Raw genomic sequence first — 16,171 nt, 5'->3', positions numbered from 1 at the left:
ATGGGGCCTGAGCGGCGGAATCACGCCACTTGGCATACCAAGAAGAAATTTCGACGTCGGGAGAGCCGCTTCGTAAACTTCGGAAAAGTCTTTGCCCCGAGTGGCCCCAACGGCCTAACATCGATGAGATATGACGATCGTCAGAATTTGAATATATGACCAATCTGGCTCACTCCGCGAACAGGCCCGCCAGGTCCTCCGCCGTCAAAGCGCCGCCGGCCAAGGCATCGCCTTCCATCACATCCGCGAACAGCTGCGATTTCTTGGCCTTGAGCGCCATGACCTTTTCCTCGATGGTGTCCTTTGCCACCAGGCGGTAGACCATCACGTTCCTGGCCTGCCCGATCCTGTGGGTGCGGTCCACGGCTTGTGCCTCAGAGGCCGGGTTCCACCATGGATCCAACAGGAACACGTAATCGGCCTCGGTCAGGTTCAGGCCGAAGCCCCCGGCTTTCAAGGAAATGAGGAACACGGGCGCTGCGCCGTTCTTGAATTCGCTCACGACGTCGGCCCGGTTCCGGGTGCTGCCGGCGAGGTAGCAGAACTCCGTACCCTCTTCCTCAAGACGCTGGCGGACCTTGCCCAGGAATCCCGTGAACTGGCTGAAGATCAGTGCCCTGTGCCCCTCGGCAACAATGTCCTCGAGTTGCTCGAAAAGCACATCGAGCTTGGACGAGCGCACTGCGGACAGGGACTCATCCACGAGGGAGACGTCCAGGCTCAGCTGCCGTAGCAGGGTGAGCGACTGGAAAATGGTGAAGCGGTTCTTGTTGACGTCGTCGATCAGCCCGAGGATCTTCTGCCGCTCACGCTGCAAGTGTGTCTGGTACACCTTCTGGTGCCGCGGGTTCAGCACTACTTCCAGCACCTGTTCCTGCTTGGGCGGCAGGTCCTTGATGACCTGCTCTTTGGTGCGGCGCATCATGAGGGGGCGGACCCGACGGCGGAGCTTGGCGAGCTGCGCTTTGTCGCCGTTCTTTTCGACCGGCTTCTGGTAGTACTCCGCGAAGCGGCGCGGGCTGGAGAACAGTCCTGGTGCCACGATGGAGGTCAGCGCCCAGAATTCCATGAGGTTGTTTTCGAGCGGCGTTCCTGTGATGGCCAGCTTGAACGATGCCGGGAGTTTGCGGGCGCATTGGTAGGCCTTGGATTGGTGGTTCTTCACGAATTGGGCCTCGTCCAGCATGAGCCCGGCCCACGCCTTGGCGGCATAGGCCTCGTAGTCGATCCGGAAGAGCGCGTAGGAAGTGATGACGACGTCGGTTCCGGCCATGGCTTCGAGCGGATCCGCGCCGTTCTTGGCGAAGGTTTCCCCGATTGTTTTCACGTCCAGCCCGGGAGCGAAGCGTTGCACCTCGGCGGCCCAGTTGCCCACGACGCTGGTGGGCGCCACCACTAAGAAGGGGGCGGCGCCGCTCCTGGCGCCGTCATCAGCGTCGCCGCCGTCGCCCGGGGCGGAAACCGCCTGCTCCTTCGCCGCGCACATCAAGGCAATCGCCTGCACGGTCTTGCCAAGCCCCATGTCGTCGGCCAGGACCCCGCCCAAGCTGTGCCGGTACAGGAAGCTCAGCCAGTTGAAGCCCTCCAGCTGGTACGGACGGAGTTCGGCATTAAGCGAGCCGGGCAGCGGCAGCCCGGTCACGCCGTCGTCGAGCAATCCGCCCACAGCCTCGCGCCACGCGGCCGCTTGTTCGTCCACGATCCCCAAGTGCGCGAGCTCATCCCAGAGCCCGGCCTGGAAGCGGCTGATCTGCAGGGTGCCGTGCCGGTCCGGGTTGTCTTGCAAGGACCGGGCTTCGTCGATGAGCGCTCGGAGTTGGTGCAGCTCGGGCAGGTCCAGTGAGAAGTAGGCGCCGCTGGGCAGCAACATGCGGCTCTGGCCCGCCGCGAGGGCGGAAAACACCGCGGCAAAAGACACCGGTTCGCCCTCGAGGGTGATGACGATGCCGAGATCGAACCAGTCGCGGCTGTCGGTGGCCTTGGTCGAAATGGAGACGACGGGAGCCTCGGTGGCTTCGCGGTAGTCGGCGATCTCGCCGGAGGTGTCCACGACCACGTCGGGCAGCTCGCGCAGCCGGGGGAGGACTTCCTCGGTGAAGGCCAGCGTGTCCAGGCCATCGAGCTCAACCGAGGCCGTCAGCCGCGGGGCTCCCCATCCGCCGCTCGAGGATTCGCCCAGCGCACCAACCACATCCCAAGGCCGGCCCAAGGTTTCCAGGATGCGGGCTTCCTCGGCGTCGTCGCGGTAGCCGTGATCGTCCGGGTGCCGCCACAGGGGCTGGGCCGTGACGAGCTTGCCGGCCGTGTAGTGCCACTCCCAGTGCAGCCGCACCCGGTGGTCAGCGCCGTAGTTTGCCAGCAGCGACAGCGTGGGCACGGCGAGAACTGGAAGCTCCACGGAATGGTCCACCGCCGTGACCCGGGTGGATTGCTTGAGTTTCGGATAGAACGCCGTGAGGAATCGTTCCTCGTCCTTGGCCGGAATCTGGAGCCGGGACGCGCCCATGACGAAGTCCAGGAGTTCCTGCGACTCGCCTCCCTCCAGTGGGGCCAGGGTGATGAGGTTCTCGGGTGCCGATACGCCAGGCAAATGCCCCTCGCCGGGGCCCGTGAAGAACAAGCCATGCGCCGGGCGGCCGATCAAGGCCAAGGTCGCCGGATCAAGGGCATCCCCGCCCAAGGTTACCGATGGCGCCAGCTGCAGCCCGTCGTCGGGCCGGTCGCTTGAGAGGTCCCCGCCCCAACGGCTGAGGTCAAGCCCGACGACGGCGGGTTCCGCCGCAATGCGGACAGGCTCGGTCCCGCCGGAGTGGATGAGTGCGACCCCGACTTTCGCCGCTTCGGCCAGCAGGTTCCACAGGTTCTTCCCGGCGAATTCATTGAGCAACATCCACATGCTGGATGTGAGCTGCCGGTAGTCCGAGGTGGAATGCGCGGCCAGGAAGCCCTGCATCCAGTCGATGTGGGCTTCGTTGAATTCGCGCTTGTAACCGAGGTAGTTCAAGTTGGTCCAGGAGACATCGCCGCGGATCCACTTGCCCTTGGCGCCCATCATCACCGGGCGGGCCTTGAGCTGGCGCACGCTTCGCAGGGGATCGCGGCGGCCTGTGTAGGAGAAGTGGGGGGCAGGCTCTTCCACTTCGAATGCCAGCGCCAAGGGGAGGCCTTGGCCTTGCGGGGCGGTTCCCGGAGTGGCGATGAGCTTGCTGAGGGCCTGCTCCCAGGCCGGCCGCTGCACCGTTCCCCCGGTCTGGGCAGTTTGGCCGAAAGCGGGGGCGCTGAGCAGCTGTGCCCGCACGGCAGGATGGTCCTCGGCAGCGAAGAGGAGGGCTGCCACGTGTTTGCAGTCCTTGCGGACCGGGCAGCTGCACACCCCCACCGTGCAGCTCCAGCCGCCGGGCTTGCGGACCAGTTTGGCCGACGTCGAATACGGTGATGGGCCACTGCCCCGGACCTTGCCCATCATCAAGCCCGTGGCGGAGTCGAAAGTGATGCTGCTGACCCTGCTCCCCATGGCATAGGCGAGACCGGCCGCCAAGGAGCGGTCGTTAATGGCGGGTGTCTGAATCGCCAGTTCCCAGGAGTCGTCTGAGCGGGAAGGCATTCTTTGGGGCTACTTTCGGCTGGAGGCTATCTATGAATCCTAGTCCCCGCCACCTCCCTGACTTCGCTCCGCTCAGCCAGGGAACCCGGGCGGCGTGGGCCCAAGCCTCCTCCCTGACTTCGCTCCGCTCAGCCAGGGAACCAGGGCGGCGTGGGCCCACCGAGCAGCCCTGAAACTTTGCCGGACGTTCACCTCGGCCTAGCCTGCCCGACTGCTGCCCCCGCGTACGTTGAAAGGGTCCGGAGCAGCACAAGCTTCCTAGCAGTGAGGAAATCCCATGACCAGCAATGAGAACCCCGTCATTCTGACGAAGGACAGCATCGAGGCCGCCAACGCAGACGTTGTGGACGCGAACGTCACCGTGGTCAACGAGATGTACGAGGAGCTCCTCAACCATGAGGAAATCGCTACCAACGCGCTGCGCAGCTACTTTGTGGACTACTACCTGACGCAGGCACTCGCGGGCGGTTTCGCCCAGTACGTGTTCACGGTCCCGGAGCGCGAAGAAGTGGATACGTTTGTCCGCGAAGGCCTCGAAGCCATGGGCGCCACCGGCCACCTTGAGCTGTTCAACCGCACCGCCGCAGCCTTCGATTCACTCTCAGAGGACGACGCCGAGGCCTACCTGGACGGCGACCTTGACGAGTCGGAGGAGGCCCCGGAGGCCGTGGCCGAGCTCGAAGCCCTCGACGGCGAATTCGAATCCCTCCTGGAGACCGAGGACATCATCGCCCTCAACGCGGCCTGGCTTCGTAGCCAGGAAGGCGTCCTCTACCTGGACGAGGAGCAGCTCAAGGCCCACATCGCCGAGCGCGTTGCCCTCATTCCGAATCTCGAAGAGCGTCAGGCCGAGGCCGCCGAAGCAGAACTCGAGAATGCCCCCGAATTCGAGCTCATCATCCGTGAACTGTGCGACGTTGCTGGCTACGAGCTGGAGAAGATCACTATGGGCGATCCCAACTACGAGCACGACGGCGAGACGATCCTTGCCTGGCACTTCGCCACGGACCACGGCAACTACGTCATGATCGAAGAGGACGATGAAGCCTTCATGATCCACCCGGAGACGAAGGAAATCATCGCGGCCGTCGAGTTCGAGGACGCCTAAAACGCTCGCTCACCTTTAGGCCTTCCAAGGCGAACGCTCGCTCACCTTTGAGGCTTCCAGGACAAACGCTCGCTCAGATCTGCCGGCCGGCTCGGAGAGATCTGAGCGAGCGTTTGTGTTTTGGGCTGCAAAGGTGAGCGAGGGTTTCAGTAGCCCATGCTGCTCCCGCTCGGGGTGCTGCTACTCGGGGTCACCATGGAGCCGGACGGGCTGACCAGGAACCACACGCCACCCACGCCTTGGCCGTAGGTGTCACTGGAGTCTTCATCCTTGGAGTAGAAGTAGATGGGCATCCCGTTGATAGTGATCTGCATCTTGCCGTCTGCTGTGGGGATGGTGCCGATCGTTCCGCTCACCCCGTCAACCGCCGGCGTGGCCGACGTTGTCGTCACGGCCGGCCACGAAGCGGCACATCCTCCGGTGCAGGCGCTCTTGCCGGAATTCTTGACGTCCTTCGTGAAGACATAAACGCTCTTGCCGTTCGCCGCAACCACTCTCTCGCCGGCGCTCGACGACGCCGTCTTCAGTTCCGCCGCGCCAGCGGGAGTACTCGACGCCGGAGCGCTTGAACTTGCCGACGCCGCGGAACTGGGACTGGTGGCGCTCGAGGATGTGGAGGACGTGCCGGGGGTTCCTCCGCAGGCAGTGAGGGCAATGGCCAGTGCAAGGACGCCCAGGCCGGTGCCGAGTTGCTTCTTCATGGTTTGCTCCTTCGCTTGCACCGGCCATGGACGTGCCGGAACCTAACCCGTACGACGCCGCCGGGTGAAGAATGGTTCACAGGGCGTGAACCTTTTTCGTGGCGGGCACGTCGTATCGCAGGAGAAGGGGAAGCCGAGCACCAAGGAGGCGCCGATGCCGCTCGACGAGGATGTGGTGGCCGCGATCTACCGCGACCACGGCACAGCCCTGCGCCGCTTCGTGCTGAGCTGCACGCCGGACGCGCACTTGGCCGAGGACGTGGTGCAGGAAACCATCCTCCGGGTGTGGCAGCACGCCCCGCAGATCACCGGGAGCCTGCGCAGCTATTTGTTCCGAACGGCCCGCAACGTCATCATCGACAATTACCGGAAAGCTCAGCGGCGGCCGGCCGAGGCCGCCGAACGCGACATGGCCGACCCTGAGGAGGCCACCGAGCGCGTTGACGAACTTCTCAACCGGGTCCTCATGGAGGAGGCGCTCTTGCGTCTCAGCACCGAGCACCGGGAGGTCCTGATAGCCCTGCACTACGAACGTTTCACGGTGAACGAGGCCGCACTGAGGCTCAACATCCCCAGGGGGACCGTGAAATCCCGGGCCTTCTACGCCGTCAGGGCGCTCCGCACGATTCTGGACGAAATGGGGGTGCAGCGATGAACAATGAAACAGGACTTCACCAATTGCTGGGCGCCTACCTGCTCGGCGGCCTGGAGCCTGCCGAGGCCCGGGCCTTTGAAGAGCACTTGGAAACCTGCGCTGATTGCCGGCGCGAGCTGGCCGAGTTGGAAAGCCTCCCGGCCCTTCTCGACGCAGTCCCCGTGCCCGACGCCGTCGCGCTCGCCGCCGGGCGGCCCGCCGTCGAGCTCTCCGCCGCAGTTCCGCCGGACGCTCGCTCACTTTTGGGGGCTTTTTCCGGAACGCTACCGCAGCCGATTCTCTTGAAGATGGCGGCACGGCGGCGGAATTCCCGACGCCGGTGGGCGGCCCTGGTGGGTGCCGTGGCCGCCGCTTGCCTTGGATTGGGCATACTGGCGGGGCCGGTGTTGAACCAGCCACCCAAGCCTGACGCCAGCTACTCGCTGCAGACGGACAACGGCATGCAGCTCACTGTGGGGCTCGTCAGGAAGGCGTGGGGGACCGAGCTGCAACTGGAAGGCCGCAGCATGCCGGCGCAAGGCACGATGTACCTGTGGGTCAAGGGCCGCGACGGTACGGAGGAAATGGCTTGCGGTTGGACGGCGACGTCCAGCGGCCACATCAAGGTCACGGGCGCGACGCCGGTCCAGCTCGCCGGGATTTCGGGCGTCGAACTGCGCGATGACGCCCAGAAGACTGTCGCGGTGATTTCGGTCCCGGGGAGCTAGGGGTCCCCAGGACCTAGGGCGTGTCTCCTTATTGGCGGAGCCAGATGACGACGGCGTAGAGGACGACCCCAGCACGGTAGGTCAGTGCGAGTTTGTCGTAGCGGGTAGCGATGGCGCGCCATTGTTTGAAGAGGCTGAAGGACCTTTCCACAGTGTTGCGGCCTTTGTAGGTCTCGGCGTCGAAGTTCACCGGGCGCCCGCCGCGCGAGCCGCGGCGTTTGCGGTGTCCGATCTGGTCAGAGGGTTCCGGGATGACGGCTTTGATGCCCCGGCCGCGCAGCAGAGACCGGTTCGCCCGCGATGAGTACGCCTTATCGCCCATCACGGCATCCGGCCGGGTTCTGGCGCGGCCTCCGCCGAGACGAGGCACCCGCACTGCCTCCATGACGACGGGGAACATGGGCGAGTCGCCGCCCTGTCCGGGGCCAAGAATCATCGCCAGTGGCCGGCCTTTACCGTCGCAGGCGTGATGGATCTTGGTGCCCAGTCCGCCCCTGGAGCGGCCGATGGCGTGGTCGGGCGGCTCAGCAAACAGTTTCTTGTAATTCGGGAGTTCCCCCTGTGGTGCGGGGAAGGTTCGTCCCGTGCTGGTGGGCTCGGTTGATGGTCGAGTCCACCGAAACTGTCCAGTCGATCTGTCCGGCGGCATCTGCTTCTGCCAGCAGCTTTCCGTGGATCCGATCCCACGTCCCGTCGGACGCGAAACGGCGGTGCCGCTTCCATACCGTCTGCCACGGACCGAACTCAGCAGGCAGGTCCCGCCAGGCAATGCCGCAGCGGTACCGGTAAATAATCCCTTCAACGACCTGGCGGTGGCCACGGAATGGGCGGCCCCGCTGCCTGTCCGAACTCGGCAGGAGCGGCTCGATCCGTGACCACTGATCGTCACTCAAGACAGATGTTCTCGACACCGTTCAAGCATTCCAGTCGGCACGCCCCTGATTTAGGAGCTGTGGAGCCGCTCCGCGGCGTTGTTGGCTGGAGAAAACGGCCTTGTGGCACCTTCGTTTTCTTAGTAGACACGCCCTAGGTCATGAAGATTCGAGGATGAGTCTTCCGGTGTGGAGGATATGCTCCCGGGCGATCTTTCCGGCTTTCTCGGCGTCGCCTTCTTCCAAGGCAATGAGAATCTCCTCGTGGTCGTGGTGTCTTTCCTCGAAGGAGTCTTCGAATGCATTGGCGGCTCCCAGCGCATGGACAAAGAAGTCTGTGAGGTCCCAAACTCGCCTGGACAATCCTGTGACTATTTCCGAGTTGGCCATCTGGTGAATGATTCCATGGAATTCCCGGTTGGCCTGACGGTACTTGGCTGCGAGCTCGCCCGGCGCGGATTCCGCCGGTAGTTGACTCATCCGGGTGGCGGAAATCCTCAGCTCGCGCAGAAGCTCCGGCGTCCGCCGGACGGCAGCGAACTGAGTGATGATCTCCTCGGCTGAGGCTACGAAGAGATAGAAATCTTCAATCTCCGAACGTGGATATGACCTCACCGCACAACCGACCTGAGGGATGATTTCCACCAATCCATCGGCAGCGAGATTTCTTAAGGCATCCATCACGGGCTGTTTGCTGACGTTGAAGTCATTGCGCAGGGAATCGACAACAAGCTTCTCACCTGGGGCGTAGACGCCATCCAGGAGTTGGAGCTTCAGCTGATCATAAACGTGGGTAGCCAGACGTGCCCCGCTTCTGGGCGGGGTCAGTCGCGACTTTGCAGAGTAAGGCGACATGACGAAACTCCAATATTCAAGTACGGCCACGGGAGAATTTTCCTCGGGCAATAGTCCTATCAGTCTAACCGTCTAGCAGGGTAGCGTGCAGGGCATGGACGTTGCCAATGCGGCCGGTCCGGATCTGTGAGGAGTAGGGAAAATGGAAGCTATTGAGGGCAAAGTGGCAGTCCTGACGGCAGCAGGCAGCGGTATCGGGGCTGGGATTGCGCGGGAACTGGCAGTCAACGGGTACCGGGTCGCGATTTTATCCTCGACGGAAAAGGGGAAATCCCTTGCGGAGGAGCTAGGTGGATTTGGAGTCGTCGGATCTAACCGCGATCCCGTCCAACTCGAGCGCCTGGTGGAGGAAACGGTCGATAGGTATGGGCGGGTCGACGCCCTCGTCAACAGTGCCGGCCACGGCCCGAAGGGAAGCATCCTTGAGTTGTCCGACGACGATTGGCTCACGGGCCTGGAAACCTATTTCCTGAACGTGGTCCGGATGTGCAGGCTTGTGACTCCCCATTTCTCAGAGCGCGGCGGAGCGGTGGTCAACATCTCGACGAGCTCGCCTTTCGAGCCGAATCCGGGCTATCCCACCTCGGCCGCTTTCCGGGCGAGCCTGGCAGTCTTCACGAAGCTGTATGCCGACGAGTATGGGCCACAGGGCGTGCGGATCAACAACATCCTGCCCGGCTTCATCGACACGTTCCCGGTGGCTCCCGAGAAGCTAACCCAAGTTCCGTTGCGCAGAGCAGGCACCGTAGAGGACGTCAGCAAGCTGGCCCTGTACCTCCTCTCTGACGAGGCAGGGTATGTGACGGGCCAGAACTGGCGGATCGACGGCGGCATGGCGCGGTCCGTGTAGCAGTTCCGGTAACTCCTCAGAAGAAACTCTTGTGCTCGTGAAGGAAGTTCTTTAGACTCCACTTACCTACTAGCATGCTAGTAGGTAAGTTATCCACTCAATGAGGAGAATCATGACTATTCGGACGGGTGCAGAGTACATCGCACATCTTAAGAACACGCCCCGCGAGGTCTGGCTGAAGGGAGTGCGCGTTAACGATGTGACCGAGCACCCTGCGTTGAAAGGGCCGATCGCCCAGATCGCGAAGATCTACGACATGCAGCACGAGGCCGCTACCCGTGACATTCTCACTCGCGACCACGAGGGCGTTCGTACCCCGGTGTCGTTCATCCCACCGCGTTCACAGGCCGACCTGGAGGCCCGCCGCGAAGCCTTCCAGATCGTTGCAGACGCAACCTTCGGCCTCATGGGCCGCTCACCCGACTTCCTGAACACCTCCCTTATGGCGCTGGCCCAGGCGCCGGAGGTCTTTGCCCGCGGCGGCGTGCAGTACGGCGAGAACATCGTGCGCTATTACGAGTACATCCGCGAAAACGACCTCTTCCTTACCCACGCCCTGCTGGCTCCGCAAACTGACCGGACCAGGCCGAGCTCCCAGCAGAAGGAGGAATTCCTGCACATGGGTGTCGTCCGCGAGACCGAAGAAGGTCTCATCATGCGGGGCGCACGGATGCTGGCAACGCTTGCCCCGGTGGCCGATGAACTGCTCGTCTACAACGCGCCCGGCCTCAAGCCCGGCGATGAGCGCTACTGCACCGTCTTCGCCATCCCGATTGATTCTCCCGGGCTGCGTCTCATCACCCGCGAACCGTTCGACGACGGCACCCGGAACAGCTTCGACCACCCGTTGTCCTCCAACTTCGAAGAAGCCGATTCGCTCCTGGTGTTCGATGACGTGCTCGTTCCCTGGGACCGGGTCTTCGTCCACAACAACGTCGAACTCTCCAACGCCCTGTACATCGACTCCAATCTGCGCCAGCACACTGGCCACCAGACCGGGGTCCGCGGCCTGACGAAGATGGAATTCATCACCGGCATCGCGATGAAGCTCAGCGAGACCGTGAAGATCGACCAGTTCCAGCACGTGCAGCAGAAGCTGGGCGAGGCCATCGCTGCCACGGAGATCTGCCGTGCCCTGGTGCTGGCATCGGAAAGCAATCCCGAAATCGATGAGAACGGTGTGGTTCGGCCGGACCTTAGGGCATTGCAGACCCTGCGCATGCACCTCTCGGCGTCATATCCGAAAATCGCCGAACTCCTCCAGACGCTGGGTGCCGGCGGCTATCTCATGATGCCGTCTGCCGAGGACTTTCTGAGCCCGATCTCCGGTGACATCGAGAAGTACCTTCAGGGCGCAGGCGGGCTCCCGGCCGAGGAACGCGTCCGGCTCTACAAGCTGGCGTGGGACCTCTGCGGAGACGGCTTCGGCCAGCGCACCCTGCAGTACGAGCGCTACTACGCCGGAGACCCGGTTCGTTTACTGGCCGCCAACTACATGGCGTACGACAAGACGCGCGCTTACGGGCTCGTAGACCGCGCATTGGAGCTTTCCGGCACTCCGGCTGAAGCCGTTGCGGCCAAGCGCGGCACCGTGCTTGAGACTGCCGGGGTGTGAGACGGCCATGACCGCCACGGCTGTGGGCACGGTAGACGCCCCGGTAGATCCCTCGATCATGCGACAGGCCATGGGCCAGTTCGCCTCAGGGGTCACCGTCATCACGACCCTGGACGGTGAGGGTAACCCCACCGGCTGCACCATGAGCGCATTCAGTTCGCTGTCCCTGGATCCGCCCCTCGTCCTGGTCTGCATTGGCAAGGACCGGAGCATGGCCAAGTGGCTCCAGGAGGGCAACGGCTACGTGGTCAACATCCTCGCTGCCCATCAGGCCGATCTGGCGCTCAACTTCGCCGGCCGGGCACCCAACCGTTTCAGCGAAGTCTCCTGGCAGCCCGGGCTGCACGGCATGCCCCGTCTGGACGGCGTGATCTGTCATGTCGAGTGTGACCTGTCCTCGATTGCCGACGGCGGAGACCATCTGATCGTCATAGGCGCCGTGGCCGGTGCCGAGGTTCATGACGGTGATCCCCTGCTCTATGCGCAGGGGAAATTTGGCCAGATGCTTCAGGCCAAGCCCTCGGACGGCCCGGCAAGCCTGCCCGACGAATGGCTGTGCTCTGCCCCCTGGTAGCGGCGCCAGGCGGCCCCAGCAGTGTCGCCGGGCCGCCACCGAGCACTCTGAAAGGAAGAAGATCGTGACTGTTGCCCTGTGCACCCTGTCCCACGCACCACTGTTTGGAATCACGGATCCTGACGAAGGAACCACCGCGGACATCCATGCCGCCTTCGACGGCATGCGCGCGTTCATCCGGGATTTCGACCCCCAACTGACCATCGTTTTCGGCCCCGACCACTACAACGGCGTATTCTACGACATGATGCCGCCGTTCTGCATCGGGTCGAAGGCGACGTCGGTGGGGGACTGGGGCACCGACGCCGGCTCCTTGCCGGTCGATCGTGCCGAAGCCCGGTCCCTCTTGAAGTCAGTCCTGGCTGACGGGATCGACATTGCCCAGTCCGAAGAACTCCACGTGGACCACGGGATTTCACAGCCGCTGGAGTTCCTCTTCGGGAAGGGCTACACGAACCCGATCGTCCCGATCTTCATCAATTGCGTCGGGCTGCCGCTGGGGCCCATGAGCCGAATCCGTGAACTCGGCGAATCGGTGGGTCGGCACGTCGCCGGTCTGGGCAAACGCGTCCTCATCATCGGCTCCGGCGGTCTTTCCCACGATCCGCCCGTTCCCCGGCTGGAGGAAGCATCCCCGGAGGTCGTCGAGCGACTGATCGACGGACGCAATCTCTCCCCGGAGTTGCGGGCGGCCCGCGAAGCAAGGATCGTCGAATTCGGCCGGGCCTACGCCGACGGCGCCACGACCGCCCAGGCCATCAATCCAGACTTCGATGCGATCGTGCTCCGCACCTTCGCAGACGGTGAACTGACCAAGGTAGACGCCTGGACCAACGAATGGTTCGAGGAGGCCGGAGGCCATTCCTCACACGAAATCCGGACCTGGGTGGCGGCGTACAGCGCGATGGCTGCCGCCGGCGGGTACGACGTTGCCTCCACCCACTACTGGCCGATCGTCGAGTGGGGAACAGGATTCTCCCTGACCACCGCGAGCAAGAAATAGGCGCCGCACCATGCAAATTCAGGAGATTCAGAAGACCATGACCACCCAACGCAGTGTCTGGCAGGAACTCGGTGCCTTGCCACATGAGATCTCGTATGTGCAGGTCGGGCCCTGGTCCACGAGGGTCCTTACCGCAGGCCAGGGCAGTGAAACAGTTGTCCTCATCGCCGGAACGAGCGGCCATCTTGAGGCCCACGCCTGGAACCTCAGGGCACTCTCGAAGAATTTCCGGGTGATCGCCTACGACTCCCCTGGACACGGCTACACAAGCCTCGCGGGGGTGGACTTGGAAATCGCCGACTACACGGAGCACCTGCTGGGGCTCCTCGATACCTTCGGCATCGACAAGGCCCACATCGCCGGGGAGTCTCTGGGCGGATGGATCGCCGCGAAATTCGCCGCCGCCCACCCGGACCGGGTCCTGAAGGTCATCCTGAACGCACCCGGGGGGACCATGCTGCCCGCTGCTCGGCTGGCACTGGTCCGCCAGCTGAGCCAGGCCGCCGTCGACAACCCGACGGAAGAAAACGTCCGGGAGCGGCTGGAACTTGTGATGGCGTCGCCAGCCTCCGTGACCGATGAGCTGGTTGCCATCCGCAGGGCAATCTACTCACAGCCCGCATTCGCCGAATCGATGCGGCACATCCTGTGCCTGCAGGATCCGGAGATCCGGCGCCGCAACCTGATTACCGACGCCGAGTTCGCGGCCATCCCCAACGAGGCCCTCGTCGTGTGGACCACCGAAGAACCGTCAGGACCGGACGCCGTCGGCCGGGGGATGGCGGCCAAGATCCCCAAGGGTGAGTTCCTCATGATCCCAAATGCCGCCCACTGGCCGCAGTGGGAACAGCCCGAGCTGTACAACACGAGCGCTCTGGAGTTCTTGACGAAATGACTGAAACTAATCTTGCCAACGCCACCGAACATGCGGCGGGGCTGCTGGCGGAAGCGCAGAAACTGCTGACCGCCGTCGAGCCGGTCCGTGAATTGATTCCAGCCATCGACGTGGAGGCCGCGTATGCCGTCCAGGAAATCAACATCAAAGCCCGGGAGCGCGCCGGGGCGCGGCGGGTCGGCCGGAAGATCGGCCTGACAAACGTCGTCGTGCAGACACAGTTCGGGGTCGACGAACCGGACTACGGGGTCCTGATGGATGACATGGAGATCGCCAACCACGGGCTTGTGCCCTTCGGGACGATGATCGATCCGAGGATTGAGGCCGAGATCGCGTTCGTCCTCAAGAAGGACATCCGGGAAGCCACGCCGGAAGCCGTATGGGACGCGGTCGACTACGCCACGCCCTGCCTGGAAATTGTGGACAGCCGCATCCGTAACTGGGACATCAACATCGTCGACACCATCGCCGACAACGCCTCCAGTGCGTACTACGTCCTGGGCAACGGCGCCCTGCCCCTTGAGAACTTCGCCCCTGCGGCAGCGTCGATGATACTCCGCCGCGACGGGGTCGAAGTCACCGCCGGCTCCGGGGCTGACTGCATGGGGGATCCGCTGACGGCCTTGCTGTGGGTGGCGGAAACGGCACTCCGTCAGAACCTGCCTCTGATGGCCGGCGAAGTAATTCTCTCCGGGTCGCTGGGTCGGATGGTGCCGCTCCCAGCGGGCTCGACGTTCAGCTCGGACATTCCCGGCCTGGGCAACGTGACTGTCACCGTGTCGGAGGCTTGAGTGGGAACCCAAGGATCCGCTGAACTCAAAATCGGCTCATTGCGCGGCGTGGACGCGGCGATCTGGATCACCATCCAGCAACTCGTGACGGAACATTCGTACCTTGTTGACCACGGGCGCGCGGACGAGCTGGCTGGCCTCTACACGCAGGACGGCGAACTCATCGGCCTACCGCCGAAGGACCTGCTCGGGCGGGACCACATCGCCGAGTGGGGCCGAAACAGGGTCACGATGACGAACCGCACCGCGCGCCATGTTGAATCCAACCTTCGGCTTTCCTGGGACCACAACACGCTGCGTGGAACCCTGAGCGTGATGATGTTCCGGAGCGACACGGCGGACCTCAGCGGCACTTCCCCCCAGATGGTGGGGGAGTACGAAGACGAATACTCGCTCGGAGACGAGGGCTGGCTCATCCGCCGCCGGCGCATCCAGCGTGTCTTCTTCTCACCCGGGCTCGCTGCCCAGCCGGGACGGACGACGCAGTCCCTAGAGTGAGCCGCGTCACGCCATAATCACAGTGCTACGGCTATTGAGTTCCGCAGCCGAGCAGATACCGTTCAGTAAACGTCTAGCATTCCAGCATTCCAGCAATACAGGCAGGTCCACGATCGGCCCGTCGAGCCAGGCGCCGCAGGCCCTATTCAACGATGAATAACTCCAGGAGTCGCAATGAAGCACCCCAAGAACAAGTTCGTGAAGGCAACCGCGGTAGCCGCAGCCCTTCTACTCGGAACTACCGCTTGCGGCGGCAATGCAGCAGGTCAGACTGATGATGCTTCCGGTAAGCCGTTCTCGATCCTCGCCATGGTCCCTACGAGCGGCCCGTTGGCCAAGATAGGCGCCGGCGTGACTTCGTCGCTCAAGGCGGCCGTCGAAGTCATCAACGCCCACAAGGGCATTGCCGGGCGGCAGGTGGAAATAACGTTTGTGGATACCACGAGCTCTCCCTCGGAGGCCGTGTCTCGGCTGCAGTCTGAACTGAGTAAGGGCACCTTGCCTGACCTCGTCGTTCCGAGCGTCGTCAGCTCCGAAACTGTGGCGCTTCTGCCGTTGCTGACCCGGAAGAAGATCCTCTCCGTGGGCACAGCGGCCGGCACGATTTCGACCGATCGTGCCAAGTTCCCCTATGCATTCAACACCGCGGTGCAGGCCAAGGACAGCATGTCGGCCCAGATCAAGAAGATCGCCGGTCACGGCGTCAAGAAGCTCGGGGTTATCGCCCCTGACTCTGTGCTGGGGCGGGACAAGCTGAAGGCCCTCGAGGAGCTGACGGCCAAGGCCGGCATCGAGATCAAGAGCGAATTTGTCGATCCGGCTTCGGTGGATCCGACGGCCGAACTGTCCAGACTGAAGGGGAGCGGCGTTGAGGCCCTGCTGGTGGCCGCGGCCCTCGGGCCGTCCGGTGCCGCCATCATGGGTGCCTTCGACAAGGTCGGCTGGGACGTTCCCAGGTACCTGGACGACGCAGCCTCAACCAACAACTACGCCGGGCTCTCCCCGACTGCACTCCAGAACGTGACCTTCGCCGCCATGCGCTACGGCGTGGCCGACGAGGCGACTAGGAAGTCCGGCTCTTACAAGCTGTACTGGGATGCCTTCACCGGAGTCACAACGAGCTATGAACAGGGCCCGGACGTGTACGTCTATCCCTACAGCGCACTCATCCTGGCCAAGGCCGCTATCGACAAGACCGGCGGGGTCAAGGATCTGGACGCCGTCGTCAAAAGCTTCGAAGGCATCTCCTCCACGGATTCCGAGTTGTGGATTATGACGGAGAAGTTGGCCTTGAACCCGGCGAACCACTCCATCCAGATCGCGGACGATGACATGGTCTTCTTCCCCGCTGGTGCCCGCAACGCCGAAGGACTCTTCACCAAGGCAGCGGCCAAGTAGCCAATGCGTACCGTCAACAACATCCGTCAGGGGCGCCGTGCATCG

Annotated in this window: 15 protein-coding genes; 11 read left to right on the top strand and 4 right to left on the bottom strand. The window is 63.3% G+C overall.

What is annotated here, in order from left to right; translation table 11 throughout:
• Positions 1 to 169 precede the first annotated feature (169 nt).
• Entirely contained in the window at positions 170 to 3,604 is a 3,435-nt protein-coding gene (locus HNP00_RS12640; RefSeq protein ID WP_184739577.1) for a DEAD/DEAH box helicase, read from the bottom strand.
• Between the two features lie 277 nt (positions 3,605 to 3,881).
• Here HNP00_RS12640 and HNP00_RS12635 point away from each other — a divergent pair, with 277 nt between their 5' ends.
• Complete coding sequence (locus HNP00_RS12635) at positions 3,882 to 4,712, top strand: hypothetical protein (RefSeq protein WP_184739575.1); 831 nt, start codon at positions 3,882 to 3,884, stop codon at positions 4,710 to 4,712.
• 146 nt (positions 4,713 to 4,858) lie between these two features.
• Here HNP00_RS12635 and HNP00_RS12630 read toward each other — a convergent pair whose 3' ends face one another.
• Positions 4,859 to 5,413 (bottom strand): hypothetical protein, encoded by a 555-nt coding sequence (locus HNP00_RS12630; protein WP_184739573.1) that lies wholly within the window; start codon positions 5,411 to 5,413, stop codon positions 4,859 to 4,861.
• Between the two features lie 154 nt (positions 5,414 to 5,567).
• On the opposite strand from HNP00_RS12630, the gene HNP00_RS12625 reads away from it, so the two are divergent.
• Together HNP00_RS12625 and HNP00_RS12620 are read left to right on the top strand one after the other, a co-directional pair.
• Positions 5,568 to 6,068: a sigma-70 family RNA polymerase sigma factor gene (locus HNP00_RS12625; RefSeq protein ID WP_184739854.1), complete on the top strand. Its 501-nt coding sequence runs from the start codon at positions 5,568 to 5,570 to the stop codon at positions 6,066 to 6,068.
• Positions 6,065 to 6,775, top strand: coding sequence for an anti-sigma factor (locus tag HNP00_RS12620; protein WP_184739571.1), 711 nt, complete (start codon positions 6,065 to 6,067; stop codon positions 6,773 to 6,775). The genes HNP00_RS12625 and HNP00_RS12620 overlap by 4 nt, the downstream gene beginning before the upstream one ends.
• Before the next feature lie 28 nt (positions 6,776 to 6,803).
• Here the strand turns inward: HNP00_RS12620 and HNP00_RS12615 are convergent.
• Positions 6,804 to 7,686, bottom strand: a protein-coding gene (locus tag HNP00_RS12615) for an IS5 family transposase (protein ID WP_395893818.1) whose coding sequence is annotated in 2 segments (ribosomal slippage) — positions 6,804 to 7,325 and positions 7,327 to 7,686 — 882 coding nt in all. Because the reading frame shifts where the segments join, the coding sequence is not laid out codon by codon here.
• A gap of 120 nt (positions 7,687 to 7,806) precedes the next feature.
• The gene (locus HNP00_RS12610; RefSeq protein WP_184739569.1) at positions 7,807 to 8,532 is read right to left on the bottom strand and encodes a GntR family transcriptional regulator; all 726 of its coding nucleotides are present in this window, start codon (positions 8,530 to 8,532) and stop codon (positions 7,807 to 7,809) included.
• 112 nt (positions 8,533 to 8,644) lie between these two features.
• On the opposite strand from HNP00_RS12610, the gene HNP00_RS12605 reads away from it, so the two are divergent.
• From HNP00_RS12605 to HNP00_RS12570, 8 genes are all read left to right on the top strand, one after another.
• Entirely contained in the window at positions 8,645 to 9,352 is a 708-nt protein-coding gene (locus HNP00_RS12605) for an SDR family oxidoreductase (RefSeq protein ID WP_184739568.1), read from the top strand.
• Between the two features lie 112 nt (positions 9,353 to 9,464).
• Positions 9,465 to 10,967, top strand: a complete 1,503-nt coding sequence (hpaB, locus tag HNP00_RS12600) for a 4-hydroxyphenylacetate 3-monooxygenase, oxygenase component (RefSeq protein WP_184739565.1) — start codon at positions 9,465 to 9,467, stop codon at positions 10,965 to 10,967.
• A 7-nt stretch (positions 10,968 to 10,974) separates the two neighbouring features.
• On the top strand, positions 10,975 to 11,541 hold the full coding sequence (locus HNP00_RS12595) for a flavin reductase family protein (RefSeq protein ID WP_184739563.1): 567 nt from the start codon (positions 10,975 to 10,977) through the stop codon (positions 11,539 to 11,541).
• A 64-nt stretch (positions 11,542 to 11,605) separates the two neighbouring features.
• On the top strand, positions 11,606 to 12,544 hold the full coding sequence (locus HNP00_RS12590) for a 3-carboxyethylcatechol 2,3-dioxygenase (RefSeq protein ID WP_184739561.1): 939 nt from the start codon (positions 11,606 to 11,608) through the stop codon (positions 12,542 to 12,544).
• 37 nt (positions 12,545 to 12,581) lie between these two features.
• Positions 12,582 to 13,439, top strand: a complete 858-nt coding sequence (locus HNP00_RS12585) for an alpha/beta fold hydrolase (protein WP_184739559.1) — start codon at positions 12,582 to 12,584, stop codon at positions 13,437 to 13,439.
• Complete coding sequence (locus tag HNP00_RS12580; protein ID WP_184739557.1) at positions 13,436 to 14,230, top strand: 2-keto-4-pentenoate hydratase; 795 nt, start codon at positions 13,436 to 13,438, stop codon at positions 14,228 to 14,230. The genes HNP00_RS12585 and HNP00_RS12580 overlap by 4 nt, the downstream gene beginning before the upstream one ends.
• The gene (locus tag HNP00_RS12575) at positions 14,231 to 14,728 is read left to right on the top strand and encodes a nuclear transport factor 2 family protein (protein WP_184739555.1); all 498 of its coding nucleotides are present in this window, start codon (positions 14,231 to 14,233) and stop codon (positions 14,726 to 14,728) included.
• A gap of 174 nt (positions 14,729 to 14,902) precedes the next feature.
• Entirely contained in the window at positions 14,903 to 16,126 is a 1,224-nt protein-coding gene (locus HNP00_RS12570) for an ABC transporter substrate-binding protein (RefSeq protein ID WP_184739553.1), read from the top strand.
• Positions 16,127 to 16,171: the final 45 nt, after the last annotated feature.

This window comes from Arthrobacter sp. AZCC_0090 (assembly GCF_014207375.1).
GTDB lineage: Bacteria > Actinomycetota > Actinomycetes > Actinomycetales > Micrococcaceae > Arthrobacter.
This window is presented reverse-complemented; position numbering and strand designations above follow the sequence as displayed.